We start from the raw sequence: 24,544 nt of genomic DNA on the forward strand, positions 1-24,544 counted from the left end.
TTGTCTTGGTCGACTTCCGAACATAGAGCCACGCCCCGTGTGCGCCTTACCCACCGGTCACCGTGTCGCCAGATCCGTTGCCCCGCACCGGTTCGGCACTCTCAGCGCCGAAACTCACCCACATTCATGCCGGGAGAGCCACAAGAACCCTCTGGACTGCTCCGTGAGCGTCGGCGTGAGCTTCTGGTCACCCTCCCGATCCGCGACGACAGCCGAGGAGTTGCTCACCGCAGCGGACGCCGCCCTGTTCCAGGCGAAGAGCCTGGGCCGGAATCGTGTCGCCCTGGCGGGCGGTCAGTCCGGGGGCTAGCTCTGTAGTACCGACGCGGGTCATCTACAGCGCGGCTCGTTGGCGGTCATTGTTGTGGTTGGCCGAAACTCTTGCGGAGAACTGCCGGTAGAACGTCGGCCTTACGCGCGAACGTCGGCCTTACGCGCGAACGTCGGCCCTACGCAAGAACGTCCGCCTACACACCGGTCCGCGAGATCGGCCCGATGTGGCGGTTACCCGGCCGGAATGGCCGCACCATGCCCATCCCCGCGGCGATCCGCGCCGACTGCGCGAACAAGTCGGTGAACGCGGCCACGAAGCGGGCTCAATGATCCGCAGGCAGCCAGTCATCCAAAGACGGCGGAATCAGCAGCACCTGATCCGGGTCGAACGCCCGAAACGTCTTCTACACCCCGACCCGAGCACGCGCCACGATCTCAACCGGTACCACCTCGAACAACACCGAATCCGTCATACCAAGATTCTCCCCGACCAGCCACCCTCAACCCAGCACCCCCACCCGTATGTCACGGGGACACGCTCCTAGCCTCCTGGATCGGACCTGCCACATCTCGCCGACCGGCGCCCAAGTCACAGGCCCGCGAAACGCCGAGGGACTCAGAGCCCGAAAAGCTCCCGGGCCGCTGACTCCAGCGTGCTCGTCTCGTCGTTGCTGATCGCCCGCCGTGGGGAGTGCAGGATGCTCGCGGTGAGTCTGTGGGAGGCTTGCCTGATCAGCTCACCGTCGCCGACTTGGGAATCGCCCAGCCGACGGACCAGCCATTCCAGTTCAGCTGTGCAGCGTTCCTCCACCGTCTCGGCCAGAGCCACCATGGTTGACCCCGAGTCCCGCGTCCGCAGCCATCGGCAATACGAGTGCCCGGACTCATGCACCAGGGCATCGATCCTCGTGAGCAGGCTCTCGGGAAGGCTCGCCTGCCGTCGCCAGGCCAGATCATCGATCGACACGCATCGTCCCCCGAGTTGGAGCTGGAGGGACATTGGCATGGCGGGAGGGCTGGAGAGGTCGACGATCACTGTGCCGCCAGCAGTTACCAAGGGCGCCATGTCTAAGGCAGCGGTCCACGTGCCCGCAATGGCCACCACAACACCAGCCAGCGGCTGCGGCGGCGGGGAACCTGTCCAGTCAGCGGTGTCGCCGCCTACAGCTCGAGCCAGCGCTTCGGCTCGCCCCCGCGTGCGATTGGCAACGAACACGCGGGCCCCGCGCGCCGCAGCCGCTCGGGCCGCCAGTCTGCCCATGGTTCCGGCCCCGACTACAAGGACGTGCTTGCCGGTCAAATTCCCTGAGACCGACTCGATCTCGTCCAGCGCCGCGTCACCAAGGCTTGGCCTGGGCCCAGGGAGCCAGGAACGCGCGCTCCGGCCAGCTCGCAACGCGACCTGGAACAGCCGATCCAGCGCGGGGTCCAGTGCCACCTCACGGCACCTGCTGGTGTAGGCCTCACGGATCTGATGGAGCACCGCGTCCTCGCCGAGGACCGCGCTGTCAAGCCCGCAGGCCACTGAGATCAAGTGGCGCACTGCCTCGACGTCCATGAGATGTTCGCAACCGGCAGGGGGTTCCGGGAGGCGTTCGATTCCGTCGGCTCCGGCTGCGAAGTAGACCTCCACACGATGGCAAGTCCGGACTAGGAGAGCCCTGCCGTCGGGGGAGCATGCACTGAAATCAGCGGCGAACCGCTCGCGGGCGACGCTGGAGACCCGGCCGGCACGCGCAACCATCGCCCGCACCACGACGGGCTGCGCACCTCGACAGGACAACTGTTCCGCGCTCGGAGCAAGCTGAATGCTCATCGGCAACTCACATCCCTGCCGTTACCGGAACCGATTGATGGCCGACGATCAGACGGCGCAGCAGATCGTCCGTCAAGCGCAGCGCACTTAACCCGAACTCGCACGTGGCAGCAGTTCCGAGGCCATGCCGCCGAGCCAAGTCCGTCAGTTCTCCAATCAGGGCTCGCCTCATTCGTAGGCAGAGCGCCACAACCGAATCCAAGGAGGCGCCGCAACTCGCGGCCAGGGCACCCAACTGACCTGCGGCCGCAACGGCATCATTCCCCATCTGTGCCCCGGGCGCGTCCAGCCCGGAAAGCAGTCGCTCGACCATCGTGACTCCAAGGTCACGCCACTGCTCCCCATCTTCGCGCGCGGCAGCGGTCCACTCCTCAGGTGACTGGGCCAGCTCACGCTCGCACACCCGCAAGACACGCCCCGGTGTCACACCAAGCTGCTCCAGCCGGGGCCGCTGGCCTGGGACAGGTGGCAAGAGCCCGAGGACGGCGGACCGGGCGAAGCGACGATGCCCGCCCGGTGTCGTGAACGTCCGAAGCTCCCCAGAGCCGCTCCACCGCCGCAGCGTCGCTGGCGAAACACTGAGCAGGTCGCAGACCTCCCCGACACTCAGCCACTTTTCCTCTTCGATGTTGCTGATCACTTGAGCCCTCCTCTCGCTGTCCAGCGATACCACAGCACGAACCCGGCTAAGGAGACCGTGCCGAGGCCTGGGGCAGCCCGGGCGACAACGACGACGTAGGCAGTACATCTCCCGCGTGACATGTAGCGCAGTAGCTGGGCTTGTGGCAGAGCGCACAGCTCTGCACCCCTGACTTGCGGATCTGAGCCGCGTGGCCGTAGATCATGTCGTCATGGCTGATGTTGATCGCTCCGGAGGCGTGGCAATTCTCGCAGTAGCTCCGCGAATGGCAGGCTCCACATGATGTGCCGACCGGGCTGGCGCTGGACGCGGCACGCTTGTGCTTGAAGACCCAGAGTGCCCTCTTGTGATTGGCCGGCTTCGAGCCAAGCGGGAGTTCAGACACCTCGGGACCGACCTGCGGGAACGTGTGACACGTCGAGCATGACGACTTTATTGGTTTCGCGGTCGCCTTGCCCTTCTCAACCAGGTAGTGCGCACCATCATGGCACCGCAAGCAACCGGGGCTGGCCTGATGACCAAGGTTGTTCGGATAGGTTCGAGCCTGAACGTCCATCCATGGCGTGGCGAGGATCCGGTACTGGACCTTCAGCTCGGCCACCGCCGCATCGATCTGGGCCGTGCGGGTCTTGGCTACGAGCGGATACTTCGTGGCGTAGCCCTTGACCAGTCCATCGAAAGCTTCGTCCGCAACCTCATCTGATGAGTATCGCCCATTCAGCAGCGCCACGCTGTCCCGTTTGATGAAGGGCAGGTCGCCGCTGATCCGGCCGTCGGCGATGGCTGCGTCTACGGCGGCGCCCGTGTCCGGCGTTGAGTGCCCGACCCGGTTGTGGCAGTCGACGCAGTTCATCTTCTGCGGCAGGTCCTGCTCCAGGAGGCTCGGTATGTTCAGGGCCACCTTGCCGGTCGCGTCAACCTGGGATGCCTTGACGTACGTCTTCGTGGATCCGCCAGGAGGCGTCCACACAACCAAATCAATGTCCTGCTGCGCCTCGTCGCCCGACAGATACCAGATGTCCTGGTCGACGTGCCAGTGGGCTCCCCTGCTCCCCGAGCTGGTATCAGCGCCGCCCCGCGGGCCACCGTTCGCATTCACGGCCACTGCCACCATCTCCCGCGTGTTGGCCTTGTCAGGCTTGAACGTGGGGCGAAGGATCAACTGGAGCGGACGATCAGCCCTCGTCACCTGATCCAGCGGGTGGCAAGCGATACAGGTGTCTTGGACTGGGGGGAGCTTGGCGCGGTTGATCACAATCGGCCTCGGATACTCGTCCGTGGCTACGAGGTACAGCTCCCTGGTTCCGCCGATCTTCGCCTTGATCAGGCCCATGATGCCGGGCGTGATGTGGCACTCACCGCAGTTCACGTCTGAGTGCACTCCGGCCTGGTTCGCCTTCACCTGAGGTTCCATGGCGTGACATGTACTGCAGAACTCGGTCGTTTCGCTGAACTCACTTGCCCAGATACCCCCGAACGTGTGCACAGCGGCGAGTCCGCCCGCCAGCACGAGCATCACCAGCAGTCCGCGATGTGTTCGCGGGACGATTCGGGCGCGCCAGCCACGACGCGCTGCGGGTTCTGCGGCGTCTTCAGTCTGATCCGGCGGCAATGTCATCCGCGGATCCCCTCCAGAGCCGCATCCATTTGCTCGGGAGACATGGCTCCTGTCGTTGTGGCTCGCAGCACACCCGAACGGTCGATAAAGAAGTGGACCGGTATCCCGAGCACACGGTACTGGGACGCGATCCGGGTGTCGGGATCGGCGATGGCGGGGTAGGTTAGCCCGACCCGCTCCGTGTAGTCGCGAACCGCAGCGGAGTCCTCGGAGATGTACACCGAGATGACGACCGGACCGGACTCCCCTGCCCGCTCATACGCAGCTTGGATATCCGGCGCCTCCGCTTGGCAAGCCGCGCACCAGCTTGCCCCGAACGTCAGCCAGACCGGACGTCCGCGGTAGTCGCTCAGCGACACCTGGCGACCTTGCACCGTTTGAGCGGTGAAGTCAGGGGCCGACTTGCCGACCTCAGGTGCCTCTCCAACCGCTCCGGTCAGCTCGATCGCGCTCACGCCGGGATCAGTCGCGGTCCTGGTTTGCACAATGTAGGCGGCCGCCAGCACGAGCAGCGACGTCACAGCTAGCACGAGCAGTGACCCACCGCGGCTCTCCCGCAGCTTCTCCCGCCGTCCGGCAGTTGTCTTGTTCATCAAAGCCTCTTCCGGCCGCGGCTGCGGCGCCTCAGACTACGCGTACGCGTGCAAGCCCCCGAAGAACAGATTCCCGAAGAAGGTCAGTAGCACAGCGCCGAAGCCCAGCAGGAGTAGCCAGGCAGCGCGCCGACCCCGCCAGCCACGAACAACTCGAGCGTGCAGATAGGCGCCATAGATCAGCCAGGTGACCAGGGATGCGGTTTCCTTGGGGTCCCAGCCCCAGTACGTCCCCCAAGCGACCTCGGCCCACACGGCGCCAAGAAGAACCACCATCGTTAGCAGTGGGAATCCGATGAGGATCGCTCGGTATCCGATCTCCTCAAGGAGGGCCGGTTTCGGCAGCCTTCCGCCTCCGAATCTTGGCTGGATCAAGTACAGCACGGCCGCCCCGCCAGCCACGGCGAACGCACCATAGGCGACGATCGCCAGTGCCACATGGACGGTTAGCAGAAGGTTGTTCTGCAGGGCTGGAACCAGCGGTGCGGTGCTTGCGCCAAGCGTCATTGCGTACAGCAGCAGTGCTGATGCGACAGGCAGCACCAACAACGCCAGGGTCCGGACCCGGTAGCGGTATTCGAAGTACACGTACACCGCGATGATGCCCCAGGCGAACGCGACTGAGAACTCGTACTGATTGGAGAAGGGTCCGTGGCCGGTCACCAGGGTGAGGAACAGTAGTGCGGCGGTAAGCAGCACAAGCGCCAGCCGAACCAGCGCCGTCCCGTAGTAGGCCAGGCCGCGCCGCGACCGCTGCTCTCCGGACCGACTTGGCGGCACTCCTCCGCTACCACGACTCCCGGCTCCAACAGCGACCCGTTCTCGCTGGGCCGTGGTCCCGGCTGTTGCCAAGGCGACCACGTACAACACAAGGGCCACTAGCGCCATAAACAGACTCGCTAGCACACAGAACTCGGAGAGTTTCAACATCTTTCCTACTTTCGCTGGGGATCTGGCGCGCTGGCCATCGCCTCGATGTCTCTTGCCAGTGACTTGAACTGCGCCTGAAACGCCAAGTCCCGGCGCTGGGACGCTGCCATCTCGACCGTCGACCCTGTTCTGGACTCGCCTACTCGCAGCCAGATCCGACGGTGCGGGAAGAAGAACACCATGAAGATCCCGACGACCAGGAAGAATGACCCGATCCAGACGAATACGGCACCGGGATCCTGGGTGACGATCAACCCGGTGAACTGCCTTGGGCGCTCAAACGTGTACTCAATGCCGTCGATGACGGCAGGCTTCCCTTGCGAAAGGACCTTCAGCGCGAGGGGGGACTCACCATCGTCCCGGTAGATCTCGAGTTGCACCTGACCCGGTCTGATGTTCGGATCCACCTCACCCGAGGCTGGCACCACCACGAACACACGCAGACCCTGATCCGGCAGGGCGAACTCACCGACGTTGTGGACACCGTCGTCGGTCCCCCAGGCCAGCGGCACGCCTTCGTTGAAGAGAACCCGCCCCGAGGAGTCCCTGACGCTCATCGCCGCCGCCAGGCCGAAGAACGACTGGTAGAAGGAGACCCCTGAGTATCTCATCGGCTCATTCACCCGCACGGTTTGCTCCTGCACGGCAACGCCGTCTTCGTACAGAACCAGCTGACTCGCGTAGTCGGCGGGCGACCCGTCCGGGTAGTAGGAGTCACTGAAGGAACGCGCCAACACTGACAGCCCGGTGTCGTGACCCACGTCAATCGTTGAACCCACCGGGACGGCTAACTGCTCCTCCTTGAATCCGGTCGTGGCCGTGAGGAAGACCCCGATCAGGATCAGCACGAAACTCAGATGCGCGATGATGGTCCCGAACGGGCCCCAACGGAAGCGCTCGGCGTACAGGTTTCGCGTGTTGGCCCCGCTCGGTCCGTCCAGAACCCGGTAGTGGCGGCGCTTGAGGACCTTGCGGACCCGGGCCAGTCCATCGTCCGGCGGCACATCCACTTGTGCGCTGGCGCGCAGAGGCGCGTGTGCGAAGTAGGAGTCGCTCTTCCGGGTCCTTGCATGAGTCGCGTGCTTCCACAGCCGCGGCGCCCGGTTCACGGAGCAGGCGATGATGCTGGTCACCAACAACATGGCGATCAACTTGAACACCAGCGATGAGAAGACCGCGAAGAGCCCGAGCCTGTCGATGATCGGGGTCCATCCCCCGAATATCTCCCTGGTTGAGTCGAGCCAATCTGCGTACAAGCCCGGGTCCTCGGCCAACTCAGCCGGGGCTTGTCTGATCAGCGTCCCGGCCAGCGTGAGAATGCCCAGCCCGAGAATCAGCGCGAGCCCCGTCTTCATAGAGATGAAGAACCGGAACAGCTTCTCAAAGACGTCCGCCGGGGCCACGGCGATCGAGTCGGCCAGCCCGTCCGGTGAGTCGCCCAGGCGGGAATCGGCTCGCGAAGTTACTTGGCTCATTCGTACTCCTCTACAGTCCCAAGTTAGGGAAAAATGCAGCGGACTTGGCAAGCAGGTTCGTGATGAGCAAGAAGCCCATCAGGATCAGCAGCCCTCCCGTTACGAGCGAAACACCGTCATGATGCCGACGGAACCAGGACAGCCGCCCGTTGATCTCGCTGGCTCCAACGGCCACGAGGATGAAGGGGGTGCCGAGTCCGGCGACGTATGCGATCAGCAGCAGAGTGCCTTCGAGCGCGCTGGCGGTCACTGAGGCGAGCCCGATGATTCCGCCCAGTATCGGGCCGATGCATGGAGTCCAACCGGCGGCGAAGGCGACCCCCAGCAGGGAGGACCTCGCCAGGCTCGGATTTCTGGGACCAGGCTCCGGGGCACCCGGCCCGGCCATCGCTGGCACTCGCACCGGCAAGCGAACGTCGCGGTACAGCGCGGGAATGGAGATCAGACCCGCCACATGCAGCCCGAGCACGATCAACACTGCCCCCCCCAGGACCCGCAGCACACCAACGTAGTCCCGCAGCACATACCCGACGAACCCGACAGAGGCCCACAGCGTGACGAACACAACCGCGAATCCCAGGACGAAAGCGAGGGCCTGACGAAAAGCGACCCGCCGTTGCGGGCTCTCGGCGGTGCCGGTGCCGGCCATGTAGCCGACGTACGCGGGCACCATAGGCAGGCAGCACGGTGAAGCGAACGAGACGATCCCGGCCAAGAACGCTACGGCAAACGTGATGCCCGACATCTCTACTGCCCGATCCCCGGAGACTTGCCCTTGCCGAGGCCATCCAGATGCGTAGAGACGGTCTTGGCGAGATCCGAGCCAGGATCGATCTTGACAACCTTCTGCCACTCTCTTTTAACTCGCGCGAGGTCCGGTGGCTCTTGGCTAAGGTAGAGGAATCCCAGATCGTAGTGCGCCTCCGCGAGCCCAGGATCCAGTTTCGTGACCTTCAGCCATTGCTTCTCAGCACCGGCGGAGTCGCCCTGGTTGAACAATGAAGCACCGAGCAGCAGCCTGGCACGCTCTGACTTCGGGTTGACGGCCACCGCCTTCCTGCCAAACTCTCCGGCCACGCGGTAGTCACCGGCCTGGAAGTAGAGGTCTGCCAGCTTCAGCAGCGACTTCGCATCCTGCGGATTCTCGGAGATCTTGCGCATCAACGGCGCCACTTGGGCCTGATCCACCTCCGCCGGGGCCTGAGCAGCCGAATCCGTGAGATCACCGGAGACGGCGGGGATATCGGAACTACCGCCGACCTTGTAGACACCGAAGACAATGACTACAGCTGCTGCTGCCGCACCGACCTTCCACCATTTCCTCGAGTTCAGCAGCCGACGTCTCGTCAGATTGCCGCCTCGGCGCTCCTTGGGCGAGCACGCATGGCGCAGCAGCACGTATGCCTCTTCAGCCTCCGTCCTGCGCATCTCGGCCCAAGGGACCAAATTAGGAGGAACGCTGTCAAGGAAGTCGGCGCACTCGCTGTGCGCCGTTTCGATGTCGTGCCAACTCGCGGGAGCCGAGAGTCCAAGGCGACTCAGCAGTTCCATCTCGAGCTCGTCGTCCTGGTCAGCTCGCGTCACACGTATCCCCAGCATGCGTTATCCCGTCCTCAGGTGATCTGACGATCCCTAACTATTGTCGAAAAGAGCGATTTGACATGGTATCCGCCGAAAGACATGTCTTGGATAGATATGTCCCCCCCCTGGGCTAGCCGGTTAGATCCACACAATCGCCCAATCTATGCCACTTGGCAGGTATCGCGTCCGTCGGCTCAGTAGTCGAGAGAGTCGTGTTCCTCGCCGTGGCACGTGAGCGTGCAGGACCCGCCCGAGCCAGCGCGCTCCCACAGTGGAGGGCCCTCCACGTTCGGTGCGAAGTTCACCAACCTGGACCCCTCGATCGACTGGGATCCGACACTGAAGGTGGTCGAGTGGATCCGGAAGTGGCACTCAGCGCAGATGGCGTTGCCCTGGCCGGCTCCGGGAGAGTCGATATCGGTCCCACCACTCCCCTCATCCCCCAGGTCTGTCAGATGAAGGCCGTGGTACCGGAAGTTGGTGTCGGAGGCAGGATCGCCGTTCCCGTCGACAAACGGGCGCTCCGCGTGGCACGTCAGGCACAAGGCGAAATCGGCAGCCGCGTAGTCCTCATCCGCCCCCTTGAGGACACGGTCCCGGTAGTTCCGGATGAGTATGCCGCGGTTACGCGATGTGTGAGGCGTCAGGCTCCCATCCGGCTCCGGCGCGGCTCCAGCGCGGCCGTGGCAGTTAGAGCAGCGGATGGTGCTTCCTGTGGTGAAGTTCCACAACTTGTAGGGAGATGTGCCGACCAGGCTCTCGCTCATGGCCTCGGTCTGGTTCGTCCCCGCGGCTTCGATCGGATGGAACGAGGGATTGTTTGGGTTGAACTCCGTCCCCTTGTCCAGGGCGTACTGCGACGGCTCCAGAGAAGAATTCGAGGTCAGTTCCGTGTACCCGGAATGACACTTGAAGCACAACTGGTATTCCAGGTTCACGCCGTCCTTCAGGAACGTGTATTCCGGGCTGGACCCGGCCGCTCCATTCCCGACGGCGACGCCGGAGGCGTCCCCGATGCGCTGAGACGGTGTCCAGCCGTCCTCGGTCTCGGCCCCGCCGCCAGTACCCGAATCATGCACGCCATGGCAATCTCCGCATTCACTGTGGCGGTTCAGCGCTCCGGCGAACTCAGGATCCTTCCCACTCGTGTGGCTGGAATTCACGAGCGCGTCATGTGAGTAGTACTCCCGCTGGGCTTCGTTGTTCGCTGGCAGATCATCCGCCGTGTACTCACTCTTCACGTCCTGGCCTGCCCCCAGACCGTCGTGGCAAGTAAAGCAGAGATCGCTCTGCGGCCTTTTCTGCGCGAGCAGGCTGCTGGCGGCGCCCACGTGGGCGCGGTGACAGGTGGCGCACTGATCCGACGTAGCGGAATAGGGACCGTGTACTCGTTCGTCCGCGTCCGAGACGAATGCGGTACTCCTGGCGCGCCTGGATTCTAGACGGTAGCGCGGACCCGCTTGGTCCGTGTGGCGCCCATCGCGTTGCCTCGGGGAGAGCCTGACTTCGGCGCGCCCTCCTATCCGCAACGACGCCGTGTGTTCACCCGCGAACGGATTCCCAGCATCCGTGACCCGGAACTCATAGCGCTCCCAGAAGTCCGCGGCGGAACTGACCCTGACCGAGAACTCCTGCTCGGTCGCCGACCGCGGTTCCATTTCGACCCGCCGGTCCGGGTTGCGGCCCATCGACAGTTGCCCGGCGAGCCCTGTCGCGCCTTCCGGAATCTCGTACAGGAACTCCCGTAGGGGGATCACTCGCCCCAGTTCGCCCTTGGCGGTCCGCCCCTGCCCGTTCCGGTTCCATTCGCGGGCAACGTAGAAAGCCTCGTCCAGCTCCGCCTTCTCCGGCACTGTCCGGAAGCGCTCAGCGCCGCTGCGCCGGTACTCAAGTCTCGGCTTGGCTTTCAGCGTGATCGCTCGGTCGTTCAGCATCTGGAAGCGTACCCGGAAGGTCGAGAACCGTGCGATCCCATTCAGGGAAGTGTCTGTCTGAAGGTAGCTAGCACCACTGGGGACGACCTTGCCGAATGTGTGACGCGCCACAGTCAGATTCCCATCCGCGACGATGGCGAACGATCCTGGCTTCCCGATCTCCGCGGCCAGTTCTTCCGCGGAACGCTGGGTCGGCAGACGCAGCCAGTTTCCCGCGTTCGTCCGGACCGCGAAACTCAGGTCGGCGGGTTCTGTCGCGCCCAGAGGCAGGTCCTGGAGCGCTGCCTCGATCTGAACGGGTTTCGCGAATTCGCCGATCGGCCCACCCCCATCCAGCGGCTTAGCGACCACCGTGAAGGACAGCAATAACTTAGATCCCGGTTCCACCCGAGTTCTGGCAACCTCAACGCTCGCGGGTCGTAGCAATGATCCCGCCGGGACGGTGACCGTGATGCCTGACCCCTCCAGGGTGAGCACTCGCTCCTCATCAAGACCCGCCGGATCCGAACCCACCGGCGCGGGCACAGGGTCAGGGCCACCATCGGTGCCCACAGCCGAACCCAACCCCGACGCGAAGACAGCCATCGCGAACGCGCCCAGCCATGCGGTCAGCCTCAGCGCCCGCCAACATCCAGCTTCCCGGTTCAACCGCATCGTTCGCTCCCCAGCCGGTGTGGGGCACCGCAGCTCTAGCGACGATGCCCACACACACAGCCTGCCTTACGGTGTGTATCCCGAGGCGTGGCAGACCCGGCAAGTACCCCGGTTGTTGATCCGGAGAAGCTTGCTGTCCCCTGTATCCACAGTTCCGTCCGGCAGGTTCACAACTGACGAGTAGAGCCCTGGCATCGATGCGTTCGACCCGTGGGCCGTATGGCAGTTCGCACAGTTGCGGGCCTTGCCGCTGACCGCGGTGCTATCGCTGGTGTGCCTGTACGCGTACACCGCATCGCCCGAGTCGGTCTTCGCCTCATGATCCGCCAGATACCTGGTGTGGCACGTGCTGCACCAACTCGCTATCTTCTCCTGGAACTCCGACGCGTTCACATCTTGCGTGACCCAGTAGTTGGCGGTCGTGTAGACCTTCGTGGCCGTATCGGCGATCTCCACACCCGGTGAGACTGCCCCAGACTCCTTCGGAATCGCCCTGAGGATCCGGTACAGGCCGTTCCCGTGCGGGTCATGGCATGAACCGCACGAGAGGCTGACGGATTTCCCGTAGTTCACAGTCGCGCTGATCGCGCCGTTGCCCCATGCCATCTGACTAGATCCGTCGACGCTGTGATTCGAATTCGTGGCTGTGCCTGCAGCGAGCACACCTATCGTCGTCCCGGTCGCACCCGCGCCCGGGGTGTACACAGGATTGGCGGCATCAATCAACGCGTACTCGAACCCACCGCCGCGCAGTCCCGTCTCCCCTCCCGCGTAGCTGCGCCCGTTCTGGACATCCGTGGTCGCGCCAGCGCCACCACCGCCATGACAGCTGTAGCATATCTGCGACTGAGGATCCTTCAGCAGATGTGACGCTTTCGCCGAATGCATTCTGTGGCAACTGGCACAGTTGTCAACCACTAGGCTGCTGTTCTTCACGTGTGGCCCGTTATCGGCCGACGCGGGTCCGGCGAACGCCATAGCCAGCGCCACACCTCCACCCGCACCCAACAGCAAAAGTGCGCTCCTTACCTTCACAGTCCACCTCCTTGGTCCGGCTCTTTCTCTTTCTCTCGCATCCTGTCATCCATTGGATCTCCCACCTAGTACCCCCAAACCTGTACCCGGTCATTCACCCTATCCGTAATGTAGACGTGCGACCGAGCGTCCGCCGCGGCACCGTTCGGGAACTCGAAAAGCCCCTCACCGCTACCCTCGGCACCGAACAAACCTACTAGTCGCGGCCCGGTTTCCTGGGAAAGACCAGCGATGTCGTATAGCTGAACTCGCTGGTTGGTCGTGTCCGCGACGTACAGCAAGTGCCCGTCCGCAACAGCGACTCCCCGGGGCATAGACGTGTCGCCCGGACCGGACCCCCGCTTGATCTCCGCGACCACGTTCCCCTGACCGTCGAAGAGCAGAACCCGGCCGTTGTTGCTGTCACTGACGATCGTGTTCCCGGCGCCATCCACAGCTACGCCGTTCGGGAAGGAGGTCAGTCCTGGACTGCCCAACTCCCGGATCAGTTCCCCATCTGGGGAGAACACCAGGATCCGCTGCTTGCCGGCCACGTCCGTCACGGTCACGTTCCCCGCTTCGTCGAAGCCAATGCCCAGGGGCTGCCACTTCTTGCCGCGCGCCTTCGGAATGAACTGGCGCAGGTAGTTGCCGTCGCGGTCGTAGACATAGATCTCCCGCGCGGTCCTGTCGGTGACATAGACATCCTCGGTCAGCGGGTTCACAGCGACGTAGACGGGCATGTGGCTCGGCGCACTTGAGTCCGAGGGGACGAGAACACCAACCTCCTGACCAGAATCATCAAACACCTTCGTGGTGCGGTCTCCGCCACTCTGGGTTACGTAGATTCTGTCTCCCGACGGGGTCACAGCGACTCCGAGCGGCTCGGAAACTCCGTAGACGCTGAACTTGTACGCCGGTACCCGTTCCCAGTCGAGGCCAGGAAGCTGGGACAACGGTTTGCGGTTCACCAGATACCAGGTGAACAAGGCCGCCAGCATCGCGGCGATCACGATCATCACACCCAGCAGCCTCAGCTTGCGCCGCCTTGCCTCCAGTTCCTCAGGCGAGACTTCGTCCGCGGCACTGGTGTCCGGCACTGGCTCAGGAGAATCGGCGTCGAGCGGGGGATTGTCGAAGAAGACGGACATGTCAGCCTTTCCCCTCGTCGGCGGTCCCGTGACCAGTCGGAAGCGTGACCTGAGTCAGGCGGGCCAAGGCAGCGCTCGCGGTCTGGTTGCGCGGGTCCTTGGCGACTGCCTGGCGGTACCAGTCCTGTGCTGCGTCCCCGTCTCCCCGGACTTCGGCGACCATGCCCAAGCCAGTCATGGCCGAGGCTGCCACCGAGGACCCGGTCAGGGTCAGGAGGCGCGATTCCGCCTCGGGGAGTCGGTTCTGGGTGACGTCCACCATCGCACTCGCGTACGCGGCCTCGTCGGACCGGCCTATCGACTCAGCGGCCTGCGCCAGGGCGGCGTACGGTTCTGTCCAGCCCTGCGGGACCAGTGCCACAGCGGCGGACAGTGCTTCCACGGCCTTCTTCCCGGAACCCCGCTGCAGCAGCGCCTGGCCAAGAGAGAACAAGGCATCCGCATCCGTCCGATTGATCGCGAGCGCAGCTCGCAGGCTCGCGATTGCCTCATCCGTGGCACCGCGCCGGAGCAGGATGACACCCAACTGGTACTGGGCGGATTCTAGCTGCTCGTCGACCGGGGCGAACTCACCTCCGGCTGACGCGCTCGTGATCTTGCGCAGGGACTCCTCGGCCAAGTCGTCTTCGCCCATGGTCGCCAGGAGGATGCCCTGGCCCAGCAAGGCTGCCCGGTGCTCCGGTTCCGCCTTCAGGATCTCGTCGTACTGTGCCAGTGCGTCGTCAATCCTGCCGTCCTGCCGGTAGACTCCCGCGAGCTGCAACCTGGGGTTCACCTCATTGGGGCTTTGCACCACAGCATTCTCGGCGGCCTCGATCTGCCGTTCGGTCAGCGAAGGACCTGCGGTAACCCTCTGATCAAGGTAGTAGAAGACGCTGAACAGGCCGAGCGCGACCACCAGCGCAATGCCGCTGATCCTGATCAACCGTCCCAGGGTGGCCTCGGAAAGGCCCTCGGTACGTCTCACCAGATCCATATGCGCGTCAACCCTCCTTAGCGGAGCCGCCACGTCTCGTCGGCGCCAGGCCGACCACAAGCAGAAGCACTTGCCTCCACGCTCAATTTATTGCCTGGGGGCTTGTCCGGCACATCCACCGGGCGGCACATTTACGGTACAGGCTCACCCGCATGGCTCATCCAGAAGGGCTACGATCTGGTTCACCGCCGGGGAGGGAAGGCAATCCATCGCGGATCGCTTGGACAATCTCGTCGATACTTGCGCAGGCAGGCCGGGTCAGACCCGGTAGCGCCGACATGCTGATGTCAATGATGCGGGCACCTGGCGCCATCGCGCTGAGGTCCGCTTCGCTGGGTCCGTCGCCTATTTCGAAGATCACGACGAACGGACCCAGCGACAGGGCCTTGCGAACCGCCTGCGAGTCCTGGAGCAGGACTGGGCGCACATCCGCGCCGGATCCCCGGATCCACTTGGCCAGGCCCTCTCCGAGCAAGGGATGCCTGTAGAGGATCACGACCAACCGGTCCGGCAAGACCACCATCAAGCACCCCCTGACGGCTCTCCCTCATGGCTTCGACTTCAGTCCAATTGGGCAATGACGTTACGCGGAACGGGACGGCGTGGCTATCCCCCACCAGACACATTCCACGCGGGGCCACGATCACCCGGCAGGCTGTCAGAACCAGGCATCAGGGCGCCGTGCCGCTTCGCCCCAGACCATGCCTTACGACGTACGCGGCCGCCTGAGTCCGATTCTCAAGCTGCAACTTCTCCAACGCGTTGTGCACATGATTCTTGACCGTACCTTCGGTTATGGAAAGCGCCCGCCCAACTTCCTTGTTGCTCATGCCTTCAGCCACGAGTTGCAGGATTTCCAGTTCCCGCCTCGTGATGGCCGACGTCTCGCCGGTGGCAGGCGACACGGCGGGAATGTTCCTGACCTCGGCCAGGACCCGGGCCGCGACCGCCGGTGACAGCGCGGCCTCCCCGCGCATCGTGCACCGCAGCATCTCGAACAACTGTTCCGGGCGAAGGTCCTTGAGCAGGTATCCGCTCGCCCCGAACCGGATCGCGTCCAGGAGATGCTCGTCCGAGTCGGACACGGTCAGCATCACAACCTTCACCGCAGGCAGTTGCTCGCGGATAGCTCGCGTTGCCTCAACTCCGTCCATCACGGGCATCTCGATATCCATCACGACGAGGTCCGGGCTCAGGGCGTTGGCTTTCTCGATCGCGTCCAGCCCGTTCTCGGCCTCTCCGACAATGACCATGTCCTGCTGTTCGGCGATCAGAGCGGCTATCGCTCCCCGGAACAACGGCTGGTCGTCAACGAGCAGAATGCGCATTCGCCCATCGGTGGGTTGCATCGTTCTCCTCAAATCCACCCGAGCTACCGTTCGTCGTCACCCAGTGCGGTCCCTGCGACCTGGGAATCTCCGCGATGATTCGCGTGCCCCGGCCCCTGGCTGCGTCGACCGTCAGGGTACCTCCGATCAGCGACATCCGTTCAGTCATCGTCGACAGACCGAACGTCTCTCGGTGCGACCGATCGGACCTCAACTCGAATCCACTCCCGTCGTCCTCCACCTCAAACACGGTGGCGAACTGCGTCTCCCGTACCCGGACTGTCACACTCCTCCCCGCTGAGTGCTTGCGGACGTTCGTCAGGGCTTCCTGAATGACCCTGATCACCTGGACCTCGCAGCGCGGCGTCAGTAGCGGATCGAGATCGATCGCGCATTCCAGCGAGGTTGACATACCGGTGTTGCGACTGAAGTCGGAAAGATAGTCCCGCAAACCGTCCAGCAGTCCCCAGTCGGCGCGCCCGGAGTCCCGAAGACCGAGGATGGCTTCCCGGACATCCCGGTAGCCCTCCCCGCAAAGATCCGCGAGATCCGTCAGTTCAGAGAAAACGGAATCGAGTTCGGCTACTCCCGGTCGCGACTGAAGTGCGCGCAAGCGGAGTTGGCAGGCTCCGAGGATCTGGGCGAGACTGTCATGCATCTCGCGAGCGATCCGGTTCCTTTCATCGATGATGGCCTCCTGACGTTCCTGCTCCCGTGATGAAGCGCTGGTCAGGGCGATGGCCGCCAGACCGGAAAGCGTCTCGAGGAACCGACCATCTTTGGATGAGAATGGTTCATCCGCGCGCCGGGCGATCCAGATATCCCCGATCGTGCAGCCACGCGCCTGGATCGGAACCGTGAGAGTCGTGCGCCATTCGGATGATGCGCGGATCGGGCAGACCACATTCCCCTGATGCACGTCATGGAACTGATCGTCCCGCGAGGTGATGCAGGCAGCCGCATCCTCAAATGCCTGGTAGAGCTGGATGACGTCTCCGGCGCGGACGGTGAGGGAGTCCAGATCGGCCACGGAAAGGGCGGCCTCATCGCAGTTGATCAGTTCCCGTGCGTCATGCACCACGGCCGCGAGAATGTCCGGTGGCGCGACCTGGCGGGAGATCTGCACGAGCACGTCGTACAGTGCGTGGCCCTCCCTCTGCCGACGGCGAAGGTCGGCCAGAATCTGGTTCGCCTGGATGGCCTCCGCGATCAGGTGTCCGAGCCTGTGAATGGTGTCGACGGTCAGGGGACTACCCAGCGGGTCCAGAACCACTCTCATGCGGCCTACGGTCGTCAGTCCCGCGATCAACGGTATGTCGACAACTGTTGCTTCATCGGCGGCGGGCCATAAGGCCCCCGGCGCGTCGCCGTGTTCCGACTTCCACGCCAACTGCTCGATGCCGTCGCACACGTGCCCTTCAGCGGTTGGCTCGACGGAAATCAGGACTTCACGGGCGCCGCTGGCTTCCCTGACGCATTCACTCGCGGCATCGGCCAGAGCCGGGAGTGAATGCACTCCCTGGATGGCGTTCGACAGGTCGCTGAGTGCCGCGAGCTCTTGGTTCTGCTCCACGATCCGCCGTTGGATCTTGTCAACGGAATGGAAGATCCCGTAGCCAAAGGCGAGCGCCGGGATGAATGACACGCCGACGAGAAGCCACAGGACCGGAGTTCGGATCAGATCCGACAGGAAGCTGTCCGCCGCGTAGTTGACCACTGCCAGCTCAAGCACCACCAGGAACCCGAGCGGTAGAACCATGGCGATGAGCTTCAGCCGACGCATCTCCGACTGGCCAGTGGCTGCGGAAGCCACCATCAAGCATCCGCCCAAGCGCTTGAGGACCACACCCACTCCTCAAATAATCCCCAGCTTTGAGGATACCACCGCTGCCGGACCCGACCTTGGTCACCGACCGCCGCGTCAGGCACACTTGTGTGTATGATCTCGCCGTTGTCCGGAAGGTCCCCGAGTACGGTTCGGGTGGGCTGAGTGCGCACTCCAACGCCCCGATCGTACACAGACAAGCCCCTGCTCGTTTTCTGGGAGATGACCAAGGCCTGCCCGCTGGCTTGTCGTCACTGCCGGGCGACCGCGCAACATGCGCCCCTGGCGGGCGAGCTCAGTACCTCTGAGGGCATGCGGTTCCTGGACAGTCTCGCCGGCTTCGGCGCCCCCGCACCCGTCTTGATTCTGACTGGCGGGGACCCGCTGGCCAGGCCCGACTTCCTACCGTTAGTGCGCCATGCCAAGTCCCTTGACTACCGCGTCGCCCTCGCCCCAGCCGTAAGTGATGCCTTCTCCGGCCAGATCCTCGACGATCTGCTCGAGGCGGGGGTGCGCACAGTGTCGATGTCGCTGGACGGGGCGAAACCGGAGACACATGAGGGGGTCCGCCAGGTGTCGGCCCACTTCAGCCAGACGCTCGCCAAGATCAGCGAGCTGGTCGGGCGAGGATACACGGTTCAGATAAACACAACAGTGATGGTTGGCAATGCACCTGAACTGGCCGCCATCGCGGAACTGTTGCACGACCTCAGAGTCGATATCTGGGAGGTCTTCTTCCTCATACGAGTTGGCCGGGGCACCGATCAGCTAGCCCTGAGCGCTGAACAGTGCGAGGACGTCGCGCATTTCCTCTATGACGCGGCGGCTTATGGCTTCATCGTGCGCACTGTCGAAGCCCCCCTCTTCAGGCGTGTGGTTACGTGGCGCAACTCCCCTGAAGCGCAAACCGTCGATGTGGCGGAACACTTCGGCCTGGGGTCGCTATACCGCTCGCTGAGCATGGATCTCATCACGCGCCTGGGCGATCCCGCCCGCGGACGGAAGGCGACCACTTCCGGGACGCGTGACGGCGACGGGATCCTGTTTGTGGGCCACGACGGGCAGGTACTCCCAGCTGGATTCCTACCCTTGCCCCTTGGGAACGTCCGCGAGCGCAGCGTCGTGGACATCTACCGCAACCATCCGGTGCTGCGCCGGATCAGGGCGGCGGAGTTCGCCGGCCGATGCGGTTCCTGCGAATTCCGCAGGGTGTGTGGCGGGTCGCGCTCCCGCGCGTTCGCGGAGACCGGCAATCCGCTGGGTGAGGATCCGGCATGTGTATACCAGCCACTCCCCGGACAACCCGCCACCTAACCCGAATGGGTAGCCTCCGCGGCTACGTTTCGCCGGTGAGGTTCGGCCTATCCTCACCAGGGCACTACGCGGTGAGTATCCGGCGCGCGGACTTCACGTCCCAGGCGATCGCCGCCTTTAGCTCGGTGACCGAGTCGAACTTCCGCATTGGCCGCAGGTGCTCAATGAAGTCCACCGCCACGTACTTGCCTGCGAGTCCGAGATCCGCCCGGTCCAGGGCGTGTGCCTCGACGCGTCGGGCCGCGCCGCCGAAGGTAACGTTCGCCCCGACACTTACCGCCGCCGCGTGGCGCCTCGGCTCTCCGTATGGGTCCACAACGAGCCATGCCGCGTAGACGCCATCGTGCGGCACCGAACTGCTCTCGTGCACGGCGACGTTCGCGGTTGGGAACCCCAGCGACTTGCCGCGGCCGTCACCGGGAACGACCATTCCTTCCACGCGGTGAGGTCGAGCCAGCCCGACGGATGCTTCGGCAACATCCCCGCGCATCACCAGCGCCCGGATTGCCGTGGACGACCAGACGCTCCCTGACTCGTCAGCGGCCAAGCCGACGGAATCGACGCTGAATCCATCCATCTCACCCTGCTCGGTCAGCACAGCGACGTCGCCGACAGCCATGTGGCCGAACCTGAAGTTGGACCCGACGACGACGAGCTTGGCCGACAGCTGCCCGGTCAGGTACTCGGCCGCGAACTCCTCACACGTGACGCCGGCGACCTCGCGGCTGAATGTGACTAGGCGAACGGCGTCGACACCCAGCTCCGCGAGCAGTCCGAGCTTGTGACGCAAAGTGGTCAGTTGAGGTGTTGAGGCCTCCGGCCGCAGGACGGACACCGGATGCGGATCAAACGTGAGAACGACGAAGGGCAGGTTCCGGCGCGACGCGTCGGCTCTGGCGCGCGCCAAGATTGAGCGATGTCCTAGGTGAACTCCGTCGAACACTCCCACCGACACGACACTGGGCTGCCCGAAGGGCGGGTCACCGTCTCTGAGTACGGGAAGCGGGTCGCTGGTTCTCGCGGACTGGCTCATGAAACGACCTTGCCCCGCCCCGCCCGTTTGTCCGGCACGACCATCCGGTAGCGCCACTGTCCTTCCACGCTGTCGGCCACCGCCAGAAGGTCCGCGCCTGAGTCCAGGAGCGCAACGGGTCCGCTATCCGCCACGCCGGAGGGGACTCGCGTGCCTGACAGCACTGGACCGGGGTCACCCACAACCACAGTTGGCAGGACTTGGCCAGCGACGACTCCCGCCGGGATGAGATCCGGGCGGTTGGCCTCCACGTAGTCCAGAGTCCGAGCCTGAGACACCAAGAAGGGTCCAACTGAGGTCCGGCGTAGCGATGTCAAGTGGCCGCCCACTCCGAGACTCGCGCCGAGGTCCCGGGCCAGCGCGCGTACATATGTTCCGGACGACACTCGCACGCGAACGTCCACGTCCAGCACTTGCACTGCGTCGAAGACAGCGGCGGACGTGCGCAGAATCTCGAACGAATGGACTGTGACGGCCCTGGCCGACAGCTCAACGGCTTGACCAGCGCGCACGAGCCGGTAGGCACGAGTACCCGCCACTTTGATCGCGGAAACAGACGACGGCCGCTGCTGGATCTCCCCAGTCAAGGCACAGACACCTTGAGCCAGCGGCAATTCCGGAGAGGCGCCATCAGAAGACGTCACCTCGCCCTCAGCGTCGTCGGTTGTTGTGCTGACTCCCAATCGAATTGTCGCGTCGTACTCCTTGTCCACCCCACCCAGGAAGGTCAGCAACCGGGTCGCGCTCCCGACCCCGACGACGAGCAAGCCAGTGGCTACCGGGTCAAGGGTTCCCGCGTGCCCAACCTTCCGCGTCCCGTATGCCTTACGAATCCTGGCCACAACACCGTGGCTCGTGATGCCAGCTGGCTTGTCCACCAGCAGGATGCCGTCGGTTGACATCAGACCGGACGATTGGGGGCCACGGAATCCTCGGGCACCGCTTCCGGAAGTTCCGGGTGCCGGTACGGATCGGGATCCCCGGCGAACGTCGCATCGGCAGCTCGCGCTTGGAGTTCGGCATCCGCCGAGGCCGCCTGCCGGATCAGATCCTCGATATGCTCCGCCGCCACGGGCAGAGCGTCGGCGACGAAATCGATTGTCGGCGCGAAGCGAACGCCCGTCTTCTTCGCGACCTCGCTGCGCACGAGACCCTTGGCTGACTCGAGCGCGGCTCCTGACTCGGCCAGCTCGTGCTCCGACCCGAGCACGGTGTAGAAGATCGTGCTTGACCGCAAGTCGTTCGCCACCCGGACCTCGGTGATCGTCACGAACCCCAGGCGGGGATCCTTGATCCTCCGCTCCAGCATCTCCGCGGCGATCTCCTTGATACGGTCGGCCAGCCGGCGCACTCGCGCTTCGTGGTCGGTCATTCACGCACCTGCTCGCGCTGCTCGAAGGTCTCGATGACGTCGCCGACCTTGATGTCGTTGAACGAGCCCAGACCGATACCGCACTCGTATCCGTCACGAACCTCGGTCACGTCATCCTTGAACCGGCGCAAGGACGATACCGTCAGGTCCTGCGCGACCACGACACCGTCGCGCACGAGTCGCGCCTTGGCGTTTCGCCGGATCAGGCCCGTGCGCACGAGGCATCCCGCGATGTTCCCGAGCTTGCTGGACCGGAACACCTCGCGGATCTCAGCCGATCCGAGCTGTACCTCTACGTATTCGGGCTTGAGCATGCCGCGCAGGGCCGACTCGACATCGTCGATGGCCGCGTAAATCACCGAGTAGAACCGCGTCTCCACGCCCTCGCGCTCGGCCAGTTCCGATGCCTTGCCCTGAGGCCTGACGTTGAACCCGATGATGATCGCATCCGAGGCCGCCGCCAACATCACGTTGGTTTCAGTTATGGCCCCGACGCCGCGGTCAATGACACGCAACGAGACCTCGTCGCCGACGTCGATCTTCATCAGGGCGTCCTCGAGTGCCTCAACCGACCCGGAGACGTCGCCCTTCAGGATCAGCTTGAGTTCCTGGACCTCGCCCTTCTCGACCTGCGACAAGAACTCCTCGAGCGTGCGCCGCGGCCTGGACTTGGCCAGCATCGCGTTGCGCTCCCTGGCTTGCCTGGTCTGGGCGATTTGCCTCGCGGTACGGTCCTCCGACACGACCAGGAACGAGTCTCCCGCAGCCGGAACAGACGTCAATCCGAGCACCTGGACCGGTCGCGACGGCGGTGCCTCATCGACCGGCTCCCCGTGCTCATCCAGCATGGCGCGAACCCGCCCGAAAGCCTCGCCCGCCACGATGGAGACGCCCGGACGCAGCGTTCCGCGCTCAACAAGGACGGTTGCCACCGGACCCCTGCCTCTGTCCAGATGTGCTTCGATCGCGACACCTTGCGCATCCTGATTGGGGTTCGCGCGCAGATCCAGCGAAGCGTCCGCCGTCAGGGTCACCGCCTCGAGCAAAGCCTCGATCCCGACTCGGCTCTTCGCTGACACGTCGACGAACATCACCTCGCCGCCGAATTCCTCCGCGACTAGGCCATATTCGGTGAGCTGTGTTCGAACCTTGGTTGGATCAGCCCCTTCTTTGTCAATCTTGTTGACCGCCACGACGATCGGCACATCGGCGGCCTGCGCGTGGTTGAGCGCCTCAACAGTCTGCGGCTTGACACCGTCATCCGCCGCGACTACCAGGATCGCCACGTCCGTGACCTTCGCTCCCCTGGCCCGCATCGCTGTGAACGCCTCGTGGCCGGGAGTGTCGATGAACGTGATCGCCCGCTCATCGCCGCCAATGACCGCATGGACCTGATACGCACCGATGTGCTGCGTTATCCCACCGGCCTCGCCAGCGACTACGTCAGCGCTACGTATAGCGTCAAGCAGCTTGGTCTTGCCGTGATCGACGTGGCCCATGACGGTGACGACAGGCGGGCGTGGCAGCATCTCCGCCGCCTCGCCCTCATCCTCGCCAAACTCCAGGTCGAATCGTCCCAGCAGCTCACGGTCCTCATCTTCGGGAGAGACGATCTGGACGTCGAAGTCCAGTTCCTGCCCAAGAAGCTTGAGCGTGTCATCGTCGACCGACTGGGTCGCGTTGACCATCTCCCCCAGCTTGAACATCACTGTCACGAGCTCCGCCGGACTGGCGTCGACCTTGTCGGCGAAGTCGGTCAAGGATGAACCGCGGGCCAAGCGCACTTGCGCCCCATCCCCCCTGGGGATCCTCACGCCGCCGATCGTCGGCGCCTCCATGTTGTCGAACTCCTGGCGCTTCGCCCGGCGGGACTTGCGCGCCCGGGTTGGCTTGCCACCAGGCCGCCCGCGGCCTGGGCCCCCTGGACCCCGCCCACCCGGACCACCCGGTGCACCAGGACCACCCGGACCTCGTGCGCCCGCTCCGGCATAGCTACCCGGAGCGCCACGGCCCGGACCACCCGGACCGCCCGGGCCTCGTGCGCCAGCTCCGGCATAACCACCCGGAGCGCCACGGCCACCCGGGGCTCGGCCGCCGGGACCACCTGGGCCGCGGTCACCCGGGCCACCGAAGCCGCCTCTCCCCCTGAGCCCACCAGGTCCGCTCTGCGGCGTTGGCATTGAGCCAGGTGTAGGACGTGGTGCGTCTGGTACCCCCCCAGGGGGGCGCGTCGCCGTGTTGCCCGTGAACGGGTTGTTCCCAGGGCGTGACGTCCGGGCAGCGACACTGCCCGAGAACGGGTTGTTGGCGGGACGCGGTCCCGCTGGACGTGGCGTCAGCCTCGGCTCGTCGACCTCGGGAGGTACGGAGGCAGGCGCGCCACCGGCGGGGGCATCCTTCGGGGCTGCCGCATCGCCTTCTGGTCCGCCGGCAGACTCAGCAGGCGCGACGGGAGTCTTCGGCAGGGCTTGGGCGGCTGCGGCGCCGGAGTCCTCGACAGCCGGAGCCACACGTGGACGTACAGCTTGTCGCGGACCAGTGCGTATGGAGCTGGAGCCAGCTCGCGGAGCCTGGGGCTCCGGAGCGGCGACGTTCAGAGATTCTCGAAGTTTGCGCGCTACAGGAGTCGCCACTGTCGAGGAAGCCGACCTAGCGAACTCCCCCATCTCCTCGAGCTTCTCGAGGACCTGCTTGCTTTCGAGCCCGAGCTCTTTGGCCAGCTCGTAGACCCGGACTTTTGACACGGTTCTCCTGTCTTGGTCCGGGTGTTCACCGCAGACCCTCAGTCGTGGTTTGACTCACTCATGGCTGGGTGGTCATCGGTAGCTCATCTCGTCTCCGCCTTCGATCGACGGCCGTCTTCTGCCGCAGCACTTGCCCGAGAGCGTCGGACGACAACGGTCCCGTCACCCTCAGAGCACGGGTCCATGCCCGCCTACGCTCCGCGAGCGCCAGGCACTCCAGGTCGGGATGCAGATAGGCGCCCCTGCCCGGTTGCCGACCGCTGTCATCTGGGA

At 64.4% G+C, this 24,544-nt stretch carries 21 protein-coding genes and 1 pseudogene; 2 read left to right on the forward strand and 20 right to left on the reverse strand.

The window, feature by feature from the left end:
• Positions 1 to 310: diguanylate cyclase (locus Q8P38_05145; protein MDP4013985.1), on the forward strand; the 310-nt coding region annotated here is incomplete at its 5' end.
• Positions 311 to 889: 579 nt separating this feature from the next.
• On the opposite strand, the gene Q8P38_05150 is transcribed toward Q8P38_05145, so the two are convergent.
• From Q8P38_05150 to Q8P38_05220, 15 genes are all read right to left on the reverse strand, one after another.
• A complete protein-coding gene (locus tag Q8P38_05150) occupies positions 890 to 2,089 on the reverse strand; it encodes a hypothetical protein (GenBank protein MDP4013986.1) in 1,200 nt (399 codons plus the stop codon).
• A gap of 7 nt (positions 2,090 to 2,096) precedes the next feature.
• On the reverse strand, positions 2,097 to 2,729 hold the full coding sequence (locus Q8P38_05155; GenBank protein MDP4013987.1) for a helix-turn-helix domain-containing protein: 633 nt from the start codon (positions 2,727 to 2,729) through the stop codon (positions 2,097 to 2,099).
• 46 nt (positions 2,730 to 2,775) lie between these two features.
• Positions 2,776 to 4,347, reverse strand: a complete 1,572-nt coding sequence (locus tag Q8P38_05160) for a NapC/NirT family cytochrome c (protein ID MDP4013988.1) — start codon at positions 4,345 to 4,347, stop codon at positions 2,776 to 2,778.
• A complete protein-coding gene (locus tag Q8P38_05165; GenBank protein ID MDP4013989.1) occupies positions 4,344 to 4,940 on the reverse strand; it encodes a TlpA disulfide reductase family protein in 597 nt (198 codons plus the stop codon). The genes Q8P38_05160 and Q8P38_05165 overlap by 4 nt, the downstream gene beginning before the upstream one ends.
• Before the next feature lie 36 nt (positions 4,941 to 4,976).
• The gene (gene ccsB / locus Q8P38_05170) at positions 4,977 to 5,870 is read right to left on the reverse strand and encodes a c-type cytochrome biogenesis protein CcsB (protein ID MDP4013990.1); all 894 of its coding nucleotides are present in this window, start codon (positions 5,868 to 5,870) and stop codon (positions 4,977 to 4,979) included.
• Positions 5,871 to 5,875: 5 nt separating this feature from the next.
• A complete protein-coding gene (locus tag Q8P38_05175; GenBank protein ID MDP4013991.1) occupies positions 5,876 to 7,345 on the reverse strand; it encodes a cytochrome c biogenesis protein ResB in 1,470 nt (489 codons plus the stop codon).
• Between the two features lie 10 nt (positions 7,346 to 7,355).
• Positions 7,356 to 8,090, reverse strand: coding sequence for a cytochrome c biogenesis protein CcdA (locus tag Q8P38_05180; protein ID MDP4013992.1), 735 nt, complete (start codon positions 8,088 to 8,090; stop codon positions 7,356 to 7,358).
• A 2-nt stretch (positions 8,091 to 8,092) separates the two neighbouring features.
• Positions 8,093 to 8,944, reverse strand: coding sequence for a tetratricopeptide repeat protein (locus Q8P38_05185; protein MDP4013993.1), 852 nt, complete (start codon positions 8,942 to 8,944; stop codon positions 8,093 to 8,095).
• Between the two features lie 176 nt (positions 8,945 to 9,120).
• Complete coding sequence (locus Q8P38_05190) at positions 9,121 to 11,514, reverse strand: cytochrome c3 family protein (GenBank protein ID MDP4013994.1); 2,394 nt, start codon at positions 11,512 to 11,514, stop codon at positions 9,121 to 9,123.
• 66 nt (positions 11,515 to 11,580) lie between these two features.
• Positions 11,581 to 12,549, reverse strand: coding sequence for a cytochrome c3 family protein (locus tag Q8P38_05195; GenBank protein MDP4013995.1), 969 nt, complete (start codon positions 12,547 to 12,549; stop codon positions 11,581 to 11,583).
• A gap of 65 nt (positions 12,550 to 12,614) precedes the next feature.
• Positions 12,615 to 13,679 carry an NHL repeat-containing protein gene (locus tag Q8P38_05200; protein MDP4013996.1) on the reverse strand — a complete coding sequence of 355 codons (1,065 nt, stop codon included), beginning with the start codon at positions 13,677 to 13,679 and terminating at the stop codon, positions 12,615 to 12,617.
• A gap of 1 nt (position 13,680) precedes the next feature.
• Positions 13,681 to 14,655: a tetratricopeptide repeat protein gene (locus tag Q8P38_05205; GenBank protein MDP4013997.1), complete on the reverse strand. Its 975-nt coding sequence runs from the start codon at positions 14,653 to 14,655 to the stop codon at positions 13,681 to 13,683.
• A gap of 157 nt (positions 14,656 to 14,812) precedes the next feature.
• Positions 14,813 to 15,178, reverse strand: coding sequence for a hypothetical protein (locus tag Q8P38_05210; protein MDP4013998.1), 366 nt, complete (start codon positions 15,176 to 15,178; stop codon positions 14,813 to 14,815).
• Between the two features lie 148 nt (positions 15,179 to 15,326).
• Positions 15,327 to 16,004, reverse strand: a complete 678-nt coding sequence (locus tag Q8P38_05215) for a response regulator transcription factor (GenBank protein MDP4013999.1) — start codon at positions 16,002 to 16,004, stop codon at positions 15,327 to 15,329.
• The gene (locus Q8P38_05220; GenBank protein ID MDP4014000.1) at positions 15,964 to 17,829 is read right to left on the reverse strand and encodes a GAF domain-containing sensor histidine kinase; all 1,866 of its coding nucleotides are present in this window, start codon (positions 17,827 to 17,829) and stop codon (positions 15,964 to 15,966) included. The genes Q8P38_05215 and Q8P38_05220 overlap by 41 nt, the downstream gene beginning before the upstream one ends.
• A gap of 144 nt (positions 17,830 to 17,973) precedes the next feature.
• Here Q8P38_05220 and Q8P38_05225 point away from each other — a divergent pair, with 144 nt between their 5' ends.
• Positions 17,974 to 19,122, forward strand: coding sequence for a TIGR04053 family radical SAM/SPASM domain-containing protein (locus tag Q8P38_05225; GenBank protein ID MDP4014001.1), 1,149 nt, complete (start codon positions 17,974 to 17,976; stop codon positions 19,120 to 19,122).
• Between the two features lie 64 nt (positions 19,123 to 19,186).
• On the opposite strand, the gene Q8P38_05230 is transcribed toward Q8P38_05225, so the two are convergent.
• The 5 genes and pseudogenes from Q8P38_05230 to Q8P38_05250 form a co-directional block, all read right to left on the reverse strand.
• Positions 19,187 to 20,155 carry a bifunctional riboflavin kinase/FAD synthetase gene (locus Q8P38_05230; protein MDP4014002.1) on the reverse strand — a complete coding sequence of 323 codons (969 nt, stop codon included), beginning with the start codon at positions 20,153 to 20,155 and terminating at the stop codon, positions 19,187 to 19,189.
• Positions 20,152 to 21,057: a tRNA pseudouridine(55) synthase TruB gene (truB, locus tag Q8P38_05235; protein MDP4014003.1), complete on the reverse strand. Its 906-nt coding sequence runs from the start codon at positions 21,055 to 21,057 to the stop codon at positions 20,152 to 20,154. The genes Q8P38_05230 and truB overlap by 4 nt, the downstream gene beginning before the upstream one ends.
• On the reverse strand, positions 21,057 to 21,527 hold the full coding sequence (gene rbfA, locus Q8P38_05240; GenBank protein MDP4014004.1) for a 30S ribosome-binding factor RbfA: 471 nt from the start codon (positions 21,525 to 21,527) through the stop codon (positions 21,057 to 21,059). Before rbfA ends, truB begins: the two co-directional genes overlap by 1 nt.
• Positions 21,524 to 23,365 (reverse strand): translation initiation factor IF-2, encoded by a 1,842-nt coding sequence (gene infB, locus Q8P38_05245; GenBank protein ID MDP4014005.1) that lies wholly within the window; start codon positions 23,363 to 23,365, stop codon positions 21,524 to 21,526. The genes rbfA and infB overlap by 4 nt, the downstream gene beginning before the upstream one ends.
• Positions 23,366 to 24,127: 762 nt before the next feature.
• Positions 24,128 to 24,271: pseudogene (locus tag Q8P38_05250) on the reverse strand (translation initiation factor IF-2 N-terminal domain-containing protein).
• Positions 24,272 to 24,544 lie beyond the last annotated feature (273 nt).

Source organism: Candidatus Nanopelagicales bacterium (assembly GCA_030700225.1).
Classification (GTDB): domain Bacteria; phylum Actinomycetota; class Actinomycetes; order S36-B12.

Coding starts and splice junctions, on each gene's coding strand:
- Q8P38_05150 (MDP4013986.1), bottom strand. CDS start 2,089: ATGAGCATTCAGCTTGCTCCGAGCGCGGAACAGTTGTCCTGTCGAGGT.
- Q8P38_05160 (MDP4013988.1), bottom strand. CDS start 4,347: ATGACATTGCCGCCGGATCAGACTGAAGACGCCGCAGAACCCGCAGCG.
- Q8P38_05165 (MDP4013989.1), bottom strand. CDS start 4,940: ATGAACAAGACAACTGCCGGACGGCGGGAGAAGCTGCGGGAGAGCCGC.
- ccsB (MDP4013990.1), bottom strand. CDS start 5,870: ATGTTGAAACTCTCCGAGTTCTGTGTGCTAGCGAGTCTGTTTATGGCG.
- Q8P38_05175 (MDP4013991.1), bottom strand. CDS start 7,345: ATGAGCCAAGTAACTTCGCGAGCCGATTCCCGCCTGGGCGACTCACCG.
- Q8P38_05180 (MDP4013992.1), bottom strand. CDS start 8,090: ATGTCGGGCATCACGTTTGCCGTAGCGTTCTTGGCCGGGATCGTCTCG.
- Q8P38_05185 (MDP4013993.1), bottom strand. CDS start 8,944: ATGCTGGGGATACGTGTGACGCGAGCTGACCAGGACGACGAGCTCGAG.
- Q8P38_05190 (MDP4013994.1), bottom strand. CDS start 11,514: ATGCGGTTGAACCGGGAAGCTGGATGTTGGCGGGCGCTGAGGCTGACC.
- Q8P38_05200 (MDP4013996.1), bottom strand. CDS start 13,679: ATGTCCGTCTTCTTCGACAATCCCCCGCTCGACGCCGATTCTCCTGAG.
- Q8P38_05205 (MDP4013997.1), bottom strand. CDS start 14,655: ATGGATCTGGTGAGACGTACCGAGGGCCTTTCCGAGGCCACCCTGGGA.
- Q8P38_05210 (MDP4013998.1), bottom strand. CDS start 15,178: ATGGTGGTCTTGCCGGACCGGTTGGTCGTGATCCTCTACAGGCATCCC.
- Q8P38_05215 (MDP4013999.1), bottom strand. CDS start 16,004: ATGCAACCCACCGATGGGCGAATGCGCATTCTGCTCGTTGACGACCAG.
- Q8P38_05230 (MDP4014002.1), bottom strand. CDS start 20,155: ATGAGCCAGTCCGCGAGAACCAGCGACCCGCTTCCCGTACTCAGAGAC.
- truB (MDP4014003.1), bottom strand. CDS start 21,057: ATGTCAACCGACGGCATCCTGCTGGTGGACAAGCCAGCTGGCATCACG.
- rbfA (MDP4014004.1), bottom strand. CDS start 21,527: ATGACCGACCACGAAGCGCGAGTGCGCCGGCTGGCCGACCGTATCAAG.
- infB (MDP4014005.1), bottom strand. CDS start 23,365: ATGGAGGCGCCGACGATCGGCGGCGTGAGGATCCCCAGGGGGGATGGG.